17 protein-coding genes are annotated in these 15,446 nt (G+C 60.3%); 9 read left to right on the top strand and 8 right to left on the bottom strand.

Annotated elements, in window-relative coordinates:
* Positions 1-51: 51 nt before the first annotated feature.
* Positions 52-561 carry a ferritin-like domain-containing protein gene (locus tag SOM39_RS00825; RefSeq protein ID WP_261996927.1) on the top strand — a complete coding sequence of 170 codons (510 nt, stop codon included), beginning with the start codon at positions 52-54 and terminating at the stop codon, positions 559-561.
* 72 nt (positions 562-633) lie between these two features.
* On the opposite strand, the gene SOM39_RS00820 is transcribed toward SOM39_RS00825, so the two are convergent.
* Entirely contained in the window at positions 634-1,146 is a 513-nt protein-coding gene (locus tag SOM39_RS00820; RefSeq protein ID WP_320457201.1) for a hypothetical protein, read from the bottom strand.
* 254 nt (positions 1,147-1,400) lie between these two features.
* Here SOM39_RS00820 and SOM39_RS00815 point away from each other — a divergent pair, with 254 nt between their 5' ends.
* From SOM39_RS00815 to SOM39_RS00785, 7 genes are all read left to right on the top strand, one after another.
* Complete coding sequence (locus SOM39_RS00815; protein ID WP_261996925.1) at positions 1,401-1,745, top strand: hypothetical protein; 345 nt, start codon at positions 1,401-1,403, stop codon at positions 1,743-1,745.
* 57 nt (positions 1,746-1,802) lie between these two features.
* The gene (locus SOM39_RS00810; RefSeq protein WP_261996924.1) at positions 1,803-1,979 is read left to right on the top strand and encodes a DUF3606 domain-containing protein; all 177 of its coding nucleotides are present in this window, start codon (positions 1,803-1,805) and stop codon (positions 1,977-1,979) included.
* A 12-nt stretch (positions 1,980-1,991) separates the two neighbouring features.
* Complete coding sequence (gene ligD, locus SOM39_RS00805; RefSeq protein ID WP_261996923.1) at positions 1,992-4,565, top strand: DNA ligase D; 2,574 nt, start codon at positions 1,992-1,994, stop codon at positions 4,563-4,565.
* A gap of 245 nt (positions 4,566-4,810) precedes the next feature.
* Positions 4,811-6,586, top strand: coding sequence for a YbhB/YbcL family Raf kinase inhibitor-like protein (locus SOM39_RS00800; protein ID WP_320457200.1), 1,776 nt, complete (start codon positions 4,811-4,813; stop codon positions 6,584-6,586).
* Between the two features lie 295 nt (positions 6,587-6,881).
* Entirely contained in the window at positions 6,882-7,784 is a 903-nt protein-coding gene (locus tag SOM39_RS00795) for a manganese catalase family protein (RefSeq protein WP_261996921.1), read from the top strand.
* Between the two features lie 405 nt (positions 7,785-8,189).
* Positions 8,190-8,750 (top strand): DUF488 domain-containing protein, encoded by a 561-nt coding sequence (locus SOM39_RS00790; RefSeq protein ID WP_320457199.1) that lies wholly within the window; start codon positions 8,190-8,192, stop codon positions 8,748-8,750.
* An 87-nt stretch (positions 8,751-8,837) separates the two neighbouring features.
* Positions 8,838-9,767 carry an NAD(P)/FAD-dependent oxidoreductase gene (locus SOM39_RS00785; protein ID WP_320457198.1) on the top strand — a complete coding sequence of 310 codons (930 nt, stop codon included), beginning with the start codon at positions 8,838-8,840 and terminating at the stop codon, positions 9,765-9,767.
* 17 nt (positions 9,768-9,784) lie between these two features.
* Here SOM39_RS00785 and SOM39_RS00780 read toward each other — a convergent pair whose 3' ends face one another.
* The 7 genes from SOM39_RS00780 to SOM39_RS00750 form a co-directional block, all read right to left on the bottom strand.
* Complete coding sequence (locus SOM39_RS00780; protein WP_261996918.1) at positions 9,785-10,192, bottom strand: GGDEF domain-containing protein; 408 nt, start codon at positions 10,190-10,192, stop codon at positions 9,785-9,787.
* Between the two features lie 4 nt (positions 10,193-10,196).
* On the bottom strand, positions 10,197-11,474 hold the full coding sequence (locus SOM39_RS00775) for a GAF domain-containing protein (RefSeq protein WP_261996917.1): 1,278 nt from the start codon (positions 11,472-11,474) through the stop codon (positions 10,197-10,199).
* A gap of 127 nt (positions 11,475-11,601) precedes the next feature.
* The gene (locus tag SOM39_RS00770; protein ID WP_320457197.1) at positions 11,602-12,165 is read right to left on the bottom strand and encodes an isochorismatase family cysteine hydrolase; all 564 of its coding nucleotides are present in this window, start codon (positions 12,163-12,165) and stop codon (positions 11,602-11,604) included.
* A 1-nt stretch (position 12,166) separates the two neighbouring features.
* Positions 12,167-12,805 (bottom strand): DUF6766 family protein, encoded by a 639-nt coding sequence (locus tag SOM39_RS00765; protein WP_320457196.1) that lies wholly within the window; start codon positions 12,803-12,805, stop codon positions 12,167-12,169.
* Between the two features lie 49 nt (positions 12,806-12,854).
* Positions 12,855-13,352 (bottom strand): ferritin-like domain-containing protein, encoded by a 498-nt coding sequence (locus SOM39_RS00760; protein ID WP_261996914.1) that lies wholly within the window; start codon positions 13,350-13,352, stop codon positions 12,855-12,857.
* A 123-nt stretch (positions 13,353-13,475) separates the two neighbouring features.
* Positions 13,476-13,886 (bottom strand): hypothetical protein, encoded by a 411-nt coding sequence (locus SOM39_RS00755; protein ID WP_320457195.1) that lies wholly within the window; start codon positions 13,884-13,886, stop codon positions 13,476-13,478.
* A 93-nt stretch (positions 13,887-13,979) separates the two neighbouring features.
* Positions 13,980-14,405, bottom strand: a complete 426-nt coding sequence (locus tag SOM39_RS00750; RefSeq protein WP_261996912.1) for a low affinity iron permease family protein — start codon at positions 14,403-14,405, stop codon at positions 13,980-13,982.
* A 210-nt stretch (positions 14,406-14,615) separates the two neighbouring features.
* On the opposite strand from SOM39_RS00750, the gene SOM39_RS00745 reads away from it, so the two are divergent.
* Positions 14,616-15,443: a hypothetical protein gene (locus SOM39_RS00745; RefSeq protein WP_261996911.1), complete on the top strand. Its 828-nt coding sequence runs from the start codon at positions 14,616-14,618 to the stop codon at positions 15,441-15,443.
* Positions 15,444-15,446 lie beyond the last annotated feature (3 nt).

Below are 15,446 nucleotides of genomic sequence, written 5' to 3'. Positions count from 1 at the left end.
ATGACCTCCTGGATAGGGTGAGCTTCCACCTACCCAACGAGGAGATTTTCAATGGCGGAACCCAAAGAGAACCTGCTGGACTGGCTTCGCGACGCTCATGCAATGGAGCAGCAGGCAGAGACCATGTTGAAGGGGCAGGCTTCCCGCATTGAGCACTATCCGGTGCTGAAAGCTCGGATCGAGGAGCACATCCAGGAAACGATCGGACAGCGAGAGTTGCTTGAAGGCTGTATCAAGCGCCTCGGCGGTTCTCCTTCCACCATCAAAGATATGATGGGGAAGATGGCCGCGTTCGGCCAGGCACTGGGTGGGATGACGGCATCGGACGAAATCGTGAAAGGGGCGATGGCCGGCTACGTGTTCGAGCACTTTGAAATTGCCTCCTATACCGCGTTGATCGCGGCAGCCAAGACCGCAGGTGACCCGGAAACGGCACGCGTGTGCGAGGAAATCTTGGTTCAAGAAGAAGCGATGGCGGACTGGCTGGCAACGCATTTGCCGGAAGTGACGGAGGAGTTCCTGGTGCGCGACGCGACCCCAGGCGTCGAAGCCAGGAAGTAACGGCTGGATCGTCATCAGTGCCCTGTCGGATGCGCTACGACGCTCCGACGGGGCCTCGACCTGCAATGCGTCTCAGGGCGCGTGGTAGACAATGCAGCGTCGGAACTCAGTGAGGGCGGGAAGCACCGTAAGGAGCAGCGCCGGCACGATGTCAAACAACCACAAGGCTATGGGAGCCAAGTCAAATGCCAGGGCAGTTACGACGTGCGTATCAGGCATAGACCAGTAAACGACGCCGATTGCTATCCAAGGGGCCAAGTCCAAGATGCTATGAACGTGCTGCTCCAACGGGCGAATGGCGCGCGTGGGATAGGCCACGCGTGTGTCCCAATAGCCTGTGATGGCATGCAGGCACACCAGCGCCAGAAGGATCAAGAAAAGCGGTTGAGACGCTCGAAAGGAGAGCCATAGCAGCGTTGCCGCCCCCAGGATCGCGATCTGCACCAAGTGCAGCGCGGATTCTTTTAGCCCCGACGTGGTTTCGATGCTGCTGGCTCTGTGAAGCCGAAAGTCGATGGCCCCTGCAGTAAGCCAAAGCAGATAAAGGCCAAGCCAAATCGTCACGTCCATCGCTGAGTTGAACATTGTAGCTCCCGGAATCGGTTGCAATCACTTCTCACCGTGACTCCCACGTAATGGGTGCAAGCTTAGCTCTACCGAAAATACTAGCGAACTACGGCTTACGACAGCGTGTGTTTTCGTCGCGCGTGCGAGCATTCTTGTATGAATGGCGACGTGACCATAGCTGCCAGGCGGTTTGACGTCTCCTTGACGCCTTGGTGACACGCCGTGCTCTCTCTGAAGCGGATATTCGTTTCCAACCTTCTTAGGAGAATCGTATGAGCGCTTATCCACAGTTTCTGGCTGCAACACCGCGAGTGACCCGAATGGAAATGGCGGATCTCTATGCGGGCGATGCCACCACCGTGGTCCAGCTGGACGCGACCCCCTGCGATACGTGGATTCAGAACCTGCAAGGGCTGGTGAGCCGGTCCCCAGAGCTTGCCGGAACACGCGTGGAAGTGGATGGTTCATGGGTCCACTTTATCGGCGTGCGAAAAACGCGAGGCCCCGTCGCAGCTCACCTATTGGAAGTGATTGCTGCTGCAGGCGAGATGGCCTACGGGCCTGTCGCTGTTCGGCCAACAGCGTTCGCCGCGACCCCATCTCCCGCTATGCAGTGACCTGGAGCCGGCAGCTGCTTGGGCCAAAACCATTTAGGACCAACGGAGGAGATCACCATGACCGACGACAAAAAGAACACTGGCAACCCGGACCGCGACCGCATCAACGTCAATGAAGATTACGAGCTCCAGTATTGGACCAAGGCGCTGGGTGTCAGCGCCGAGGAACTGCGGGGGGCGGTGAAGGCCGTAGGTCCCACGGCGGTCGCAGTGCGAAAGCACTTGGGCAAGTGACCGGAGAAGGGCATGTCGCTTACGGAATACCGCCGCAAGCGGAGCTTTGACAAAACGAAGGAGCCGGAGCCTGGCAAGGCGTTGCCGCAGGGGCAACGGGCGATCTTCGTCGTCCAGCTACACCATGCCAGCCGCCGGCACTACGACTTCAGGCTGCAGGTCGGGGACGCGCTGAAGAGCTGGGCCGTTCCCAAAGGGCCCAGCTACGATCCGACGGTCAAACGGATGGCCGTAGAGGTGGAAGACCATCCCGTGGACTATGCTGGCTTCGAAGGCGACATCCCCAAAGGGCAATACGGCGGCGGGCACGTCGCCCAGTTCGACCACGGCGTGTGGGCGACGACGGGCGACCCGGAAGCCCAGCTCGCCAAGGGGCATCTTCGGTTTGAGCTTTTCGGCACCAAACTGAAGGGTGGATGGCATCTGGTGAGGTCGGGAAAGCCCGCCAAGCAGCCCCAGTGGCTGCTTTTCAAGGACGACGATGCCTTCGCAAGCGACGTGGAGGCGGACGATTTGCTCGGCGATGTGACCGCACCGCCCGCCGAAGATCTGAAGCGCGCGGGCGCGGGGAAGGCCGAGAAGAAGAAGCTCACCGCCGTGGCGTTGCCCAAGAAAGGACGGCGCAAGGACTGGGCCAAGAAAGCCTTGGCGCTGACCAAAGCCAAGAAAGCCAAAGCGCCCGAAGGCCCGTTCGAGCCGCAGCTGGCCAAGCTGGGAGACGTGCCCCCCAAGGGAGACCAGTGGGTTCATGAGATCAAGTGGGACGGTTACCGCATTCTGGCCACGATCGCCGAAGGCCAAGTGCGGCTTTGGTCCCGCAATGCGCTGGAGTGGACGTCGAAGATTCCCGAAATCCGGGACGCTGTGGCCACCTTGGGGCTGAAATCAGGCGCATTGGACGGCGAACTCATCGCCGGCAGTGGCACCAAGGAGGACTTCAACCTCCTCCAGGCCACGTTGTCCGGCGAGCGCCAAGGCACGTTGGCATACGCGCTGTTCGATTTGCTCCACATCGACGGAATCGACATCGCCGATGCGCCCCTGCTGGAGCGCAAGGAACTCCTGCAAGAGCTCTTGGAAGGGAGTCCAGGGCACTTGGCCTACAGCTCGCACATCGAGGGGGACGGGGAATCGGCCTACCAGCTCGCCGGCGACCGCCACTTCGAAGGGATTATCTCCAAGCGGACTGATCGGGCCTATCACGGTGGCCGGAGCGAGGACTGGAAGAAGACCAAGCAGTTGGCCAGCGATGAGTTTGCGGTGGTGGGCTACACCGACCCCAAGGGAAGCCGCGCCGGCTTTGGGTCGCTGTTGTTGGCCAAGCCGGATCCCAAACACGGGTGGCTTTACGTGGGGCGAGTGGGCTCGGGCTTCTCCGACACGCTCATCAAGGAGTTGAGCCAGTTGATTGGCCGGGCGGGTGGAAAGACGCCCACGGCCCACGTGCCCACCAAGGACACCGACCTGCGGTCAGCGACTTGGTTTGAGCCGCGCTTTGTCGTGGAAGTGTTCTACCGGGGCATTGGTGGGCAACAACTGCTGCGTCAACCCTCGCTCAAAGCGGTTCGGCGAGACAAAGACGTGGCCGACCTGGCCGACTCAGACAGGACGCCTCCAGCGGACAAGGCCACGGATGCTGTCCCGTTAAAGCCGTCCCGGAAGGCGACCAAAAAACCTTCAGCGGGGAGCTCGGCCAAGTCGGTAGGTGAAGCGCGCACGCCGCCCAAACTGTCCAGTCCCACCAAGGTAATCTTTCCGGACATCAAGGCGACCAAACAGGACGTGTGGGATTACTACACGGCCGTGATGGATCATTTACTGCCCGAGATCATCGACCGTCCGTTGTCGATCATTCGCTGTCCCAGCGGGACGGCCAAACCCTGCTTCTTCCAAAAGCACCACACGGCCGGCTTGGAGCTGGTGGACTCGGTTCGCCTCAAAGAGGACAGCGGCGTCAACGCGCACTACCTGGTGGTTCGCGACGCGGCCAGCCTGCTGGAGCTGGTGCAGTTCAACGCGCTGGAGTTTCACCCCTGGGGCAGCCACGCAGAGAACCCGGACAGGGCTGATCGCGTGGTCTTTGACTTGGACCCGGGCCCGGATGTTCCGTTCTCCGAGGTCAAAAAGGCCGCCGTGGACATCCGGAAGCTGCTTGAGCAACTGGAACTGGAGTCGTTCTTGCGGGTGTCGGGAGGGAAAGGCTTGCACGTGGTGGTGCCCTTGAACCCCGGGTGCGATTGGGACCTGACCAAGCGGTTTGCCAAGGGGTTCGCCGAGGCTTTGTCTCAGTCGGAGCCGACCCGCTTCCTGGCGACCTCGACCAAGAGCCTTCGCAACAAGCGCATCTTTGTCGACTACCTGCGAAACGGCCGCGGCGCAACGGCTGTGGCCTCCTATTCACTGCGCGGTCGGCCCGGCGCGCCCGTGGCCATGCCCATCGCTTGGAGCGAGCTCTCCAAGCTGACCCGTGCGGATGCTTTCACCATGAAGGAGGTGCCCGAAAAGCTGAAGCGGCGCCGAAAAGATCCGTGGGCGGACATCAACACAATTCAGCAAAACCTGGCCCGGTGGGCACAAGACGACTGATCTTGGCCCCTGCTTTGGAACCCATTTGCCGTATGCAGGCTGACGGCGAGGAGCGCCGAGTCAGGGAGTCCTTGTGACCGCGACAGAATGCGACGTCCAAGGGCTCAACCGGGTGGCAGTGGACTCCTTCCGAAGGGTGCATGACCAACTGAAAGCCCGCTCACGCTCCACTCGCATAGCATTCGCACGCGGTTGATCGGGGCCGCCTGATGATTCAGGTCCTGGTTATCCTTGGACTAACGCCCATGAAACGGACCCTCGTATACGCCGCTCTGCTGTGCGTCTTAACTGGCCCCGTGCTTGCCCAGCAGGGCGATGGGACGGACGTTCCCGCCCGGGTCAACACCTTCAAACCCGACAAGGTCCCCGCTACTGACCAGCGCATTGCCGCGCTGAAGGTGCCGCAGGGATTCGAGGTCAAGGCCTTCGCCAAGGACCTGAAGAACATTCGGATCATCGCCGTTGCGACAAACGGCGACATTTACGTCTCCCGTCGGGAGCAAGGCGACGTGTTGCTCTTGAAGGACGCCAACGAAGACGGTGTCCTTGATGAGGCGCCTAGGGCAGTGACCCACCGACCGAACATTCATGGGTTGGCAATCGGAGGCGGACAGCTTTACATGGCTACCCCAACCGAGGTCTTTCGAGCGCCCATCAATGCAGACGGTTCCCTGGGTGCCGTGGAGCGAATCATCAACGATTTGCCGGACGGCGGACAGCATCCCAACCGGACGATGGCGTTCGGCCCAGACGGCATGCTCTACATCAGCGTGGGCTCGTCCTGTAACGCATGCAACGAGACCAACCCGGAGCATGCCGCCTTGTTGCGGTCAACGCCGGATGGCAAAAGCAGGACGATCTTTGCCAGTGGGCTGCGAAACACGATCGGCTTCGCGTGGGACCCGAAATCTGGTGAGTTGTGGGGCATGGATCACGGCATCGACTTCCTGGGCGATGACGTCCAGCCGGAAGAACTGAACCACATCGTCAAAGGCAAGCAGTATGGCTGGCCGCACATTTGGGGGAAGGACGGACAGAACCCGCAGAGCACCCCGCCGGGGGAAATCACGAAGGCGCAGTGGGCTCAGATGAGCGCGCCCATGACGCTGGGCTACACCGCCCATGCCGCCCCCATGCAAATGGTGTTCTACACGGGCAGCCAGTTCCCGGCGGAATACCGGGGCGATGCGTTCGTCACCATGCGTGGCTCATGGAACCGAAAGCCCGCTTCTGGTTACGAGGTGGTTCGGGTCCGCTTCCGCAACGGGCAGCCCACCGCCTTTGAGCCGTTCTTGACCGGGTTCCTGGTCGATGGGGGCCAGAAGCACGTGGCCCGGCCCGTGGGGCTGGCCATCACACGTGGCGGAGCCCTGTTGGTGGGCGATGATGCCAATGGCACGCTCTATCGGGTGAGCTACAGCGGCGGCACCCCTGCTGCAGCGCAGCCCACCGCGATTCCTTCGCAGTCCCTTGAGCGGCAGGTCACCGCCGGGACGGGTGTCCCGTTGGTCTTGGAGCGCACCCCCGAAACAGCGTCCATTGCGGTGCAGTCCCCGGCTTTCCAGGATGGTCAACCCATGCCCACGCGGTTCAGTGCGTATCACGAAGGCGTATCACCCCAGCTGACGTGGAACCGCGTCCCAAAGGCGGTGACCTACGTGGTGGTCGCCGAGGATCCCGATGCCTCACCCATCAATCCCTTCGTCCACTGGGTCGCTTGGAACATTCCCGGATCCCTGACCGGTCTACCGGAAGGTCTCCAAACTCAGCCCCGGCTGACCGATCCCGAGGGCGTGCTTCAAGGGGCAACGAGCCACGGCTCGATCGGCTACTACGGGCCGAAGCCGCCAGTAGGGGCTCCCCCGCACCACTACCATTTCCAGATCTTGGCACTGGACGCCCGATTGGAGGTTCGTCCTGGGGCGACCCGCGATGAAGTGCTCAAGGCAGCCAAAGGCCATGTGATTGGCAAGGGCCAGCTTGTGGGGACCTATCAGCAGACCGATCCTCCTTTGAAGTAAACCCGCTCCGTCGCTGACCAGGTCGGTGTATAGGTGACCGATGGCCAGGCCGCAACCGGTCACGAGCAGCCCGAGGGAATGCCGCTCAGATGTTCTGGGCGGCCGACGTCTCACGGAAGCGCGGAGTCGCGTAGAAGTTACGCGTAGATCAGGAGCGCGTGTGCGAAAGGGCGGGTTTTTCGTCACGGTTTTCTACGGGACGTCGATGCCCGAGCAGGCACCATACCCATGCCGCAGAGGAGATGACGACTCTTCCATAAAGGCAAGCCATAGCCAGCCCCAAGGAGACGCGCAAATGTTTCTTCACCACAAGAAGTTGATGTATACGGTTCGGGTCAAAGAATCCAATCCCGCCTTGGCGGCGTTGATGCTCGAGCAGTTCGGAGGTCCGCAAGGCGAACTGGCCGCAGCGATGCGGTATTTCACGCAGGGTCTCGGCGAGGCGGATCCGGGCCGCAAGGATCTCCTGATGGACATCGCCACTGAAGAAATCAGCCATCTGGAGATCATCGGCACGATCATCGCAATGCTCAACCGTGGCCCCAAGGCAATTCAGTCTGAGGGCATGATGGAAGCCGAAGACATGCGACTGATGGGCCAAAATAGCACCAGTCACACCGAGCAGATTTTGTATGGCGGTGGCCCGGCGTTGGTCAACTCAAGCGGCGTGCCCTGGACGGCCGCCTACATCGACAGCATTGGCGAGCCCACGGCGGATTTGCGATCGAACATCGCGGCAGAGGCACGCGCGAAGATCGTCTACGAACGGCTCATCAACGTGACCGATGACCCGGGCATCAAAGACGCCCTTCGGTTCCTCATGACCCGTGAAATCGCACACCAGAAATCGTTTGAAAAGGCGCTTTACAGCATCCAGCCCAACTTCCCTCCTGGCAAGCTGCCCGGGGATCCCGCATTCACCGACCTCTACATGGACATGTCGCAAGGCGAGGGCGATGTAGAGGGCAGCTGGAACAGCGGCGAGCTTTGGGAGCGGGTCACCGACCGTGACGCTCAAGCGGCATTGGACGGCGGGGATGGAAGCTGCGATGTGGACCTCAGCGAAAGGGAGCAAGTCGCCTTGGAAGCCATGGCTGCGAGAACCCTCTCTGATCCCGACGCGCGCCCGGCGACGGGCGCAGAACTGGGCGCAGGCCCTGGTGCCGGGGCTGTCGACGTCAATCCACGGGAGCCATGACCAGATTCACGTAACTCGGTTCAAATGAAGCCCGCCGGCCGACGGGCTTCTCCTCAGACGAAGCTCAACACGGTTGCAGACGGATTCTCGGTTCAGAGCTAGCGAACCGATTATGGGGATCGGAGCCGGGACGTGACACATTTTAGTTCGGCAATTTTTGCGTTGCGCACCGCTTCATGAGTGCCGCAGCTCCGACACTTGAACAGGGTGCTGCCGGTGCAAATTCACCAATGTGTGTTCGTGGCACGACGATCCAGCAAAACCTGCGTGGGCAAAGGAGCCTTACCCTTCTTCGAGGCTCCTCAATGAAGGCGCCGGCAGGACGACGTCATTAACGCAGGGGCTGGAGCCTTCTCCCATGCAGTGATGACACGGCCTTTATCCGCAACGGTGTTCAATTGCTTCATGCCGTCCGATCCGTCTATCCCGCACCCGCTGACTGTCTGGACCATCGGCCACTCTACTCGGCCTTGGAGCGACTTTCTGCAACTGCTGTCTGCGCAAGGCATAGCGGCCATTGCGGACGTGCGGCGCTTCGCGGGGTCTCGGCGCCACCCTTGGTTTGCATCGGAACAGATGGCAGAGACGTTGTCGGCCCATGGTGTGATGTATGAGTGGATTCCCGAACTCGGTGGCCGGCGCAGGGCGCAGCCCAACTCTCCCAACGGGGCATGGGACAACGCCGCGTTCCAAGGCTATGCAGACCACATGGCTTCCGCAGAGTTTGCCAGCGGATTAACGAAGGTTCTTGCGCTGGCGGCTGCACATCGAACCGCGCTGATGTGCGCGGAGGCGCCATGGTGGCGCTGCCATCGTCGCCTGATCTCCGACCTTTTGACGCACCGGGGCCATGAGGTGTCGCACATCGTATCCAACGCAGAACCCAAGCCCCATCCGCTAAGCCCGATGGCGAAGGCGGTGGGGCAGGACCTGATCTACCCCGCGCCGCAGGTTGAGTTGTTCTGAGTCTGCCTACGCCTGCGCGGAGGCGAATACATCAAATCCTGTGCACATCAGAACATCCTTTCCCTATCGACAGTGGAACAAAGCACGATGATCAGCCCTGGCAGCAAAACGTCACAGGACCTGCCTCCCTTCGACGCAGTCGTGGTCGGCGGCAGCTATGCGGGCATGTCCGCCGCGCTGCAGCTGGCCAGGGCTTGCCGCACGGTGCTGGTCATTGACCATGGCCAACCCCGTAACGAACGCGCTGCGAAGGCACACGGGTGCTTGGGCTGGGACGGGGTGGCTCCGTCCCAGATCCTTGAGCTGGGACGTCGGCAGCTCCTCGCCTACGACCGAGTGCAATGGGCGACCGATCAGGCCATTGAGGCCACCGGCTCTCTCCAGACGGGCTTCGCTGTCCACTGCGCATCCGGTGACCACTACCACGCCAGGCGGGTGATCCTTGCCCATGGGGTGGTGGATCGGTTGCCCAGCATTCCTGGGCTCGCGGAGCGCTGGGGCGAAACGGTCCTCCATTGCCCTTACTGCCATGGCTATGAAATCTGCGGAACAAACATCGGCGTGCTTATTGCGTCCAAAGCGGAGGCAATGGACCAGGTCAAGGCGCTCTCGCAATGGGGCGCTGTCACGGCCTTCCACGCCGCAACGCTCTCAGCGGCCGAGATGGAAGAGCTTTCAGCGGAGCTGAAGGGCATTGGCGTGACGTTAGAGGAAAGTGCCTTAGCGGGTGTGACTGGCAACGCGATCTTGAACCTTGCGGACGGAAGCGTGCGGAACGTGGAAGCCTTGTTCGTTCACCCCGAGACCTGTTTGGCGTCGGACTTGGCTACTCGCATGGGCTGCGAGACAGAGGATGCAGGATGCATCACCACCGATTCGGCCAAGCAGACCACCGTCGCGGGGGTGTTTGCGTGCGGGGATGCGGCCCGGTTTGCCGGGAACATTGCCTTGGCGGTGGGCGAAGGGGCGTTGGCAGGCGTGGCTGCTCACCGATCTTTGCTAGGTTTGCTCCCCTGACGGATGCCCCAAAAGGGTCATGAACGCTCTTGCTTCCGTCGATCGTAGAGCTTCAGGTCTGCACGATTGATGGTGTCGCCCACCGACTCATGAGGTCGGCTGACGGCGCAACCGCCGGAAAATCGGATTGGCGCTTCATCGGCGTGATCCCGGTAACAGTCTTCCAACTGGTGCATGCGCTCAGCCGTCGCGCCGGGAACGAAGACCAGGAACTCATCGCCTCCTAGGCGGATGACGGCCTCATTGTCCAGCAGCTTGGACTCTAGAAACGCAGCAAACTTGATCAACACAGCATCCCCTTCTGCGTGGCCCTGGGTGTCGTTGATCTCCTTGAAGTGATCCAGGTCGAACACCAAGCAGCCCCAAGCGTCCAACTGACGATGAGCGAGCTCGGTGAGATAGCGCCGGTTGAAGCATCGGGTCAACGGATCACGGATGGCCAGCTCTTGGAGTTGCTGTTCTTGCAGGTGTTGCGTGGTGATGTCCTGGGCGTGCCCCAGAACGTAGGGAGGCTCCGCCTCCGTATCCAGAACGTTGTGGTAGGCCCAGAAGCGCTGAGACCCGTCGGAGGCAACAAGTTCCATCACTCCTGAGTCGCTCTGATCCTCTTTTGATCTTGGCCAGATAGGCATCGAGTTGCATCCGCCTGTCCGGCGGAAGGATCGCTGACAGCGGCTGGCCGATGAGCTCTTGCTCTTCCCGACCCAGTGAAAGGGAGGCGGCCGGGTTGATGGACGTGATAATGCCCTCCATGGTGTGCGTGCAGATCAAACCCATGCTGTGCTGAAAAAGCCGTCGGTATTTCGATTCGCTCAGCGCCAACGCGTCGCTGGCGGAGCGCTGAAGCGACACGTCTTGAACCGCCCCGATCAGGCGCGTGCCACGGTCGTCTTGGAGGCGCTGTCCGACGACATGAACCCATATCCGCTCTCCGTCAGCCCTGGTGGATGGCACCGTCAGGTCGATAGGGGTGCCGTGCTCGGCGCAGCTGGCGATGGCGGTTTGTATGGGCCCCTGTGCCGACTCTGGGTATAAGGAGAGCGCCGCCTCCAAGGAGGGAGACGCATCGGTCACCCCATGGATGAGGCGGGTCTCTTGGGTCCACTCCAACTCGTTGGTATCAACGTTGAGCTCCCACCCACCCACCTTGGCCACGGCGTTGGTCTGTTCGAGCAGCGCTTGGCTCTTCTTCAGATCGCCGTGCAGTCGAGTAGCCTCGGACACCCGATCGAGCAGCTGTGCCCGTTGTTCCATCCCCACGGCAGCGGCCTCGGCCAAGCACTGAAGGATTTCCCGCTGGGGGGGTGTTAGTTTGCCAGGCGTTTGGCTCAGCAGACACAAGGTGCCCGTCCGATGGCCGCCGGCCACTTGAATCGGTGCCCCCACGTAGTGCCGGACGTGAGGAGCGCCCAGCACCAGTGGGTTTATGCAGAACTTGGGGTCGATGGAAGCGTCTTCCACCTCAAAGATCTCTTCTGAAAGAATTGCCCACGTGCAGAAGGACATGTCGCGTGGGGTCTCACGGACGCCCTCCATCCCGGTTTGGGCTTTGAACCATTGACGGCCCTCGTCCACCAGTGAGATCAGCGCGATGGGCATCTCTGCTGCCGATCTCGCAGCCCGGGTAAGCGCATCAAAAAACGGCTCGGGGTCTGAATCCAGGATATTCAATGAGTGCAAGGCAGACAGACGGGCTTGCTCGATCACTGGAGTCCCTCTTTGGCTGGAGGCAGACATGACGGTAAGGGTAGGGACATGTCAGCTGGTTTTCCGTGAACGGCATCGACTTCCGGCTCTTGATGGCCTGCAGAAGACCGGCCAGACCGCCCGTTGGTCAATGACCCTTTCCCCTCTCGTGGGAGCGCAAAAACACCTGGGCCGTGCGAACCTCGACGCCCCCTGTGGAGCGCAGCAGCGTCAAAGCGGCTTGCCTGCGATCCGGCACGCAGGCGGTTGCATCAGACACCACCACCGTGGAGAACTCGCGGGAATTTGCATCGATGGCGGTGGCAAGAACGCAAGAGTCCAAGGCCATTCCCGCAAGCACCAGCGTGCTGATGTCCAGCTTTGCAAGAAGCAAGGCCAGTGGCGTGGCAAGGAAGGCCGAATGTTTCGGCTTGAGCACCGTGTAGTGGTCCGGTCCGGGAAACAGGAGCTTTGCGATGTCGCCAGCCGGACCATCGTCGTGGCGACAGACCTCGGCCAGCTGATCGAACCCGCACTTCCAGTCTCCGAAGTTGTCATTAGCGTAAATGACCGGCAACTGTTCTTCGTCAAAGACATCTCGAATTTGCCGAACCTTCTTGGCAGCTTTGAGCGCCAGTGGAGCGAGCTTTGGCCCATCTGGGAAGTCGAAACGCGAAAAAAGATCAACGATGAGCAGGGCCGGGCGCGGCACGTCAGTCCCCCGTCTGGGCGTGTGGAGCCTCGACTGCCTTGGACTGGGGCGAATCCTTCTGACGCAGGAAAATGGTCAGCACCACCAAGGCAAATACGGCGAGGAACTCACTCTGCCAGTTCTGCATCGACTCGAACCAAAAATCACTGCTGAATAAATGCTCCAGAAAGTCAGGGACGGGCAGATTCTCCAGCCGCGTTTCGTCGCACCGCGCACGCCAGCTGCCAAGGGCATGGAGTGCAAAGGAGATCGCAAACAGGCTTAGAAAGGCGATGGCGAGAGAATGACCATAGATTTTCTTCCACATCCCTCCTCGGCGGACGGGCCACGGGGCAGGGCCGGCGTCGAGTTTGGGTTTTTCCTCGCTGGGGTCGAGGGGACGGGACTCCGCCGAGCCGCGTTGACGCAGTCGGACAGTGAGCAGCACATACATCCCCATTTGAAGGAACTCGCTCTCCCAGTTCTCAAAGGTTGCACTGCTGAAATGCCCGGTGGTCAGGTAGGTCCCAAAGCCCAGGGCGACTTGCCCATGCTGCGCCAGCTCCTCATTGTGGACGTTCCAGCCCGTCACGGCCTGCGCGCTCAAGAACAGCACGGTCAGCACTACCAGGACGATGGATAACCCGTTTCGACGCCACATGTTTCCTATCCAGGTCAGAGGCGGGCCCGGGGGCCCGCCTGTAGTTCGGTCACTTGCCCGCTGCGGCCTTTTGATTGCCACCCTGTTCGGCGAGAAGGGTGAGCTTTTCGTCGGTCGATTTTTCTTCCTCTAGCGTTTCGAGGAGATAGGGCAAGGCGTCCTTGTAACCGAGCTGTTTGGCGAGCGCCGCAATCGTGCCATAAGAGGCGATCTCGTAGTGCTCTACTTTTTGGGCCCCACCAATCAGCGCGGCGTCGCGCACGGGTCCCTTCTCGATCGAATCGATGACTTCCTTGCTCTCTTCCACCAGGCCTTCCATCGCGGCGCATTTAATGCGCTTGAGCCGAATGCCCAGGACTTCGACGACTTGATCAATGCGCTCGATTTGGCCCTGGGTCTCTTCGAGATGGGTCTCAAATGCAGCGGCGAGGTCAGGATTCTCGGCAGCCCGCGCCAAGCGGGGAAGGGATTTCGTGAGCTGCTTCTCAGCGCTATAAATGTCCGAAAGCTCGTGAACAAACAGCTCTTCGGCGGTCTTAATTGCCATAGATGCATCCTCTGCTGGGGTGAGCCAATACCATGCCCCTAGGCTCGCCCAAGAGATGTGAAGGCAGGGCCCTCCGCGTTGAGACTTCCTTCACTATCGACAGAATCCGCAGCTTGCCCGCTTCTACCGGGCTGCTGGCCAACCTTCAACGGGCACTCCAAAATCTCTACTGGCCTCCACCGCCGTGATCAGGTCTGTGATCGCAAACGGTTTTGGCAGGAAGCGCGCCCATTGGTGGCAAACCGGCAGCATGCAGTGAGCAACGGACCCGGATGCAACCACGTAGGGGATGCGTTGGGCAAACAGGTGGTCGGCCAATGTTCCGGCGCCGCCTTTCTGTGTCGACCATTCCAGGACGGCCGCCGCCATTGGCGTGTCCGTTAGGTGAGACATGGCCTCCGAGTGGGTGCTGGCCAAGAAGACGTCATAGCCGGCCATGGTGAGGACGTCCTTAAGTAATGGCCCAAGCTCATCGTCGTCTTCGAGAACCAGAAGGGAACCATGGACGGCCGGAAATGGGTCGCAGTAGGGCATGGCAAGTGCTGTTTTGAGGGCACGGGTGATCTTACTCCGGAGGCCTTTCGCGAGTCCCCCCGGCAGGCCGGACCGCTCAAGATTCTCGCTAAATCATTCAGGGTCGGTGGGGGTGTCTGCTTGGCACGGCATGCAGCGTTCCTTCTTCGACTTGATGTCAGCAGCGGTCTTCGCCAATGACTCATATCGCTGACGGATCTCCTCAAGGTGCGCCGGGTCCATAGATTCCAAGTTGAGAAGCTCTTGGTTTGCGTCCTTAGTCACACGGATCAGCTCATCGAGCTTGATATGGAGCGCCGCCGTGTCGCCGTTTTGCGTGTGCTGAATCAGGAAGACCATAAGGAAGGTCACAATCGTCGTGCCTGTGTTGATGACGAGTTGCCAAGTGTCGTTGAACTTAAAGAAGGGGCCACTTCCCGCCCAGACAATCACCACGCCCAGTGCGGCGACGAACGCGCCAAGGCTGCCGGAAGCGCGTGCGGCAATGGCGGCGAAATGTCCAAAGGTGCGACTCGTCATAGTTCTGTCCTTTTCGGTAGATCGCGGCGTGGATCCGCCGCAAAGCTAGGGTAGTGGCATGAACTTGACCGACGCGTCAAAATGGGTCGTCCACGAGACCTCAGTCAGGCTCGCATGAGGGCTGCTGCCTTTAAGGATATAGCGGGTTGGATCCTATGGGCCCGTTCCAGTCGTGTCTGCTTTGCCAACTATCGATGAGGTAGCACGAGCATGCCGGTCTTCAACGTCATTGGTCCGAAGTCGGGTAGGTGCAATATCTGTGGCGCCGTAGGGCCTTTGACCGAAGATCACATCCCGCCTAAAGCGCTGGCGCAAAACATCGCTCTGCGACTCAACCATCTCGTTTCTGAGTTGGGTGCAGAGAAGGCGCCTCCCGGCACCAAGATGCCAGACGGCATCAAGTTCAGAAGCCTTTGTCAGCGCTGCAATGGCGTCGTGTTGTCACGCTACGACAAGGCCCTAGTGGCGATGGCAGACCAGGTGACTGCGATGTTGCGCACACCGATCCTGCTTGATGGATCGCAGGCCATTCGAGTCAAGCCGCAACTCGTAGCCAGGGCAGTGTTAGGTCACCTCTGTGCGCTAGGCATCGATCGCTACAACGAGGGAGACCCGCAGAAATTTGGCGAGTATGTGCTCAACGACCAATCGACCTTCTTGCGAGATTGTAGAGTCTGCTATTGGGTCTATCCATTCGCTGGACGAACGGTCGCGCGTGATCTATTTATAACTTACATTGGGACTAAGATAGCCTCACAAGTGATGATCATGAAGTGCTATCCCATAGCATTCGCAATCATCGTCAATAAGGCATTGCCGTTAGATGGTTGGCAGCCGCCGTCGTTTGACTTTTATGCCTCTCTCGGCCCGGACGATGAGGTTGAGATACCGATCTACCTTGATCAGATCCCCGACCAGATCTGGCCTGAGATGCCGCATCGTGATGGCAACATGGTTGCGATGCTGGGAGAGGCTGCATACGTCGCCAAGCTGAGCTCACCCAGGGGTCAGGTCCTAAAGAATCGGCTTAAGCCTTGAACA

This window comes from Stenotrophomonas sp. CFBP8994, from assembly GCF_034044835.1.
Lineage (GTDB): Bacteria > Pseudomonadota > Gammaproteobacteria > Xanthomonadales > Xanthomonadaceae > Stenotrophomonas > Stenotrophomonas rhizophila_A.
Note: the sequence above shows the minus strand (reverse complement) of the source record. Positions and strands in the feature narration are given on the sequence as shown.

What these genes read in the sequence shown, in the direction of transcription:
- SOM39_RS00745 (WP_261996911.1), top strand. Translation starts at nt 14,616, where the DNA reads ATGCCGGTCTTCAACGTCATTGGTCCGAAGTCGGGTAGGTGCAATATC.
- SOM39_RS00820 (WP_320457201.1), bottom strand. Translation starts at nt 1,146, where the DNA reads ATGTTCAACTCAGCGATGGACGTGACGATTTGGCTTGGCCTTTATCTG.
- SOM39_RS00765 (WP_320457196.1), bottom strand. Translation starts at nt 12,805, where the DNA reads ATGTGGCGTCGAAACGGGTTATCCATCGTCCTGGTAGTGCTGACCGTG.
- SOM39_RS00800 (WP_320457200.1), top strand. Translation starts at nt 4,811, where the DNA reads ATGAAACGGACCCTCGTATACGCCGCTCTGCTGTGCGTCTTAACTGGC.
- SOM39_RS00755 (WP_320457195.1), bottom strand. Translation starts at nt 13,886, where the DNA reads ATGCCCTACTGCGACCCATTTCCGGCCGTCCATGGTTCCCTTCTGGTT.
- SOM39_RS00785 (WP_320457198.1), top strand. Translation starts at nt 8,838, where the DNA reads ATGATCAGCCCTGGCAGCAAAACGTCACAGGACCTGCCTCCCTTCGAC.
- SOM39_RS00790 (WP_320457199.1), top strand. Translation starts at nt 8,190, where the DNA reads ATGCCGTCCGATCCGTCTATCCCGCACCCGCTGACTGTCTGGACCATC.
- SOM39_RS00750 (WP_261996912.1), bottom strand. Translation starts at nt 14,405, where the DNA reads ATGACGAGTCGCACCTTTGGACATTTCGCCGCCATTGCCGCACGCGCT.
- SOM39_RS00825 (WP_261996927.1), top strand. Translation starts at nt 52, where the DNA reads ATGGCGGAACCCAAAGAGAACCTGCTGGACTGGCTTCGCGACGCTCAT.
- SOM39_RS00810 (WP_261996924.1), top strand. Translation starts at nt 1,803, where the DNA reads ATGACCGACGACAAAAAGAACACTGGCAACCCGGACCGCGACCGCATC.
- ligD (WP_261996923.1), top strand. Translation starts at nt 1,992, where the DNA reads ATGTCGCTTACGGAATACCGCCGCAAGCGGAGCTTTGACAAAACGAAG.
- SOM39_RS00815 (WP_261996925.1), top strand. Translation starts at nt 1,401, where the DNA reads ATGAGCGCTTATCCACAGTTTCTGGCTGCAACACCGCGAGTGACCCGA.
- SOM39_RS00760 (WP_261996914.1), bottom strand. Translation starts at nt 13,352, where the DNA reads ATGGCAATTAAGACCGCCGAAGAGCTGTTTGTTCACGAGCTTTCGGAC.
- SOM39_RS00795 (WP_261996921.1), top strand. Translation starts at nt 6,882, where the DNA reads ATGTTTCTTCACCACAAGAAGTTGATGTATACGGTTCGGGTCAAAGAA.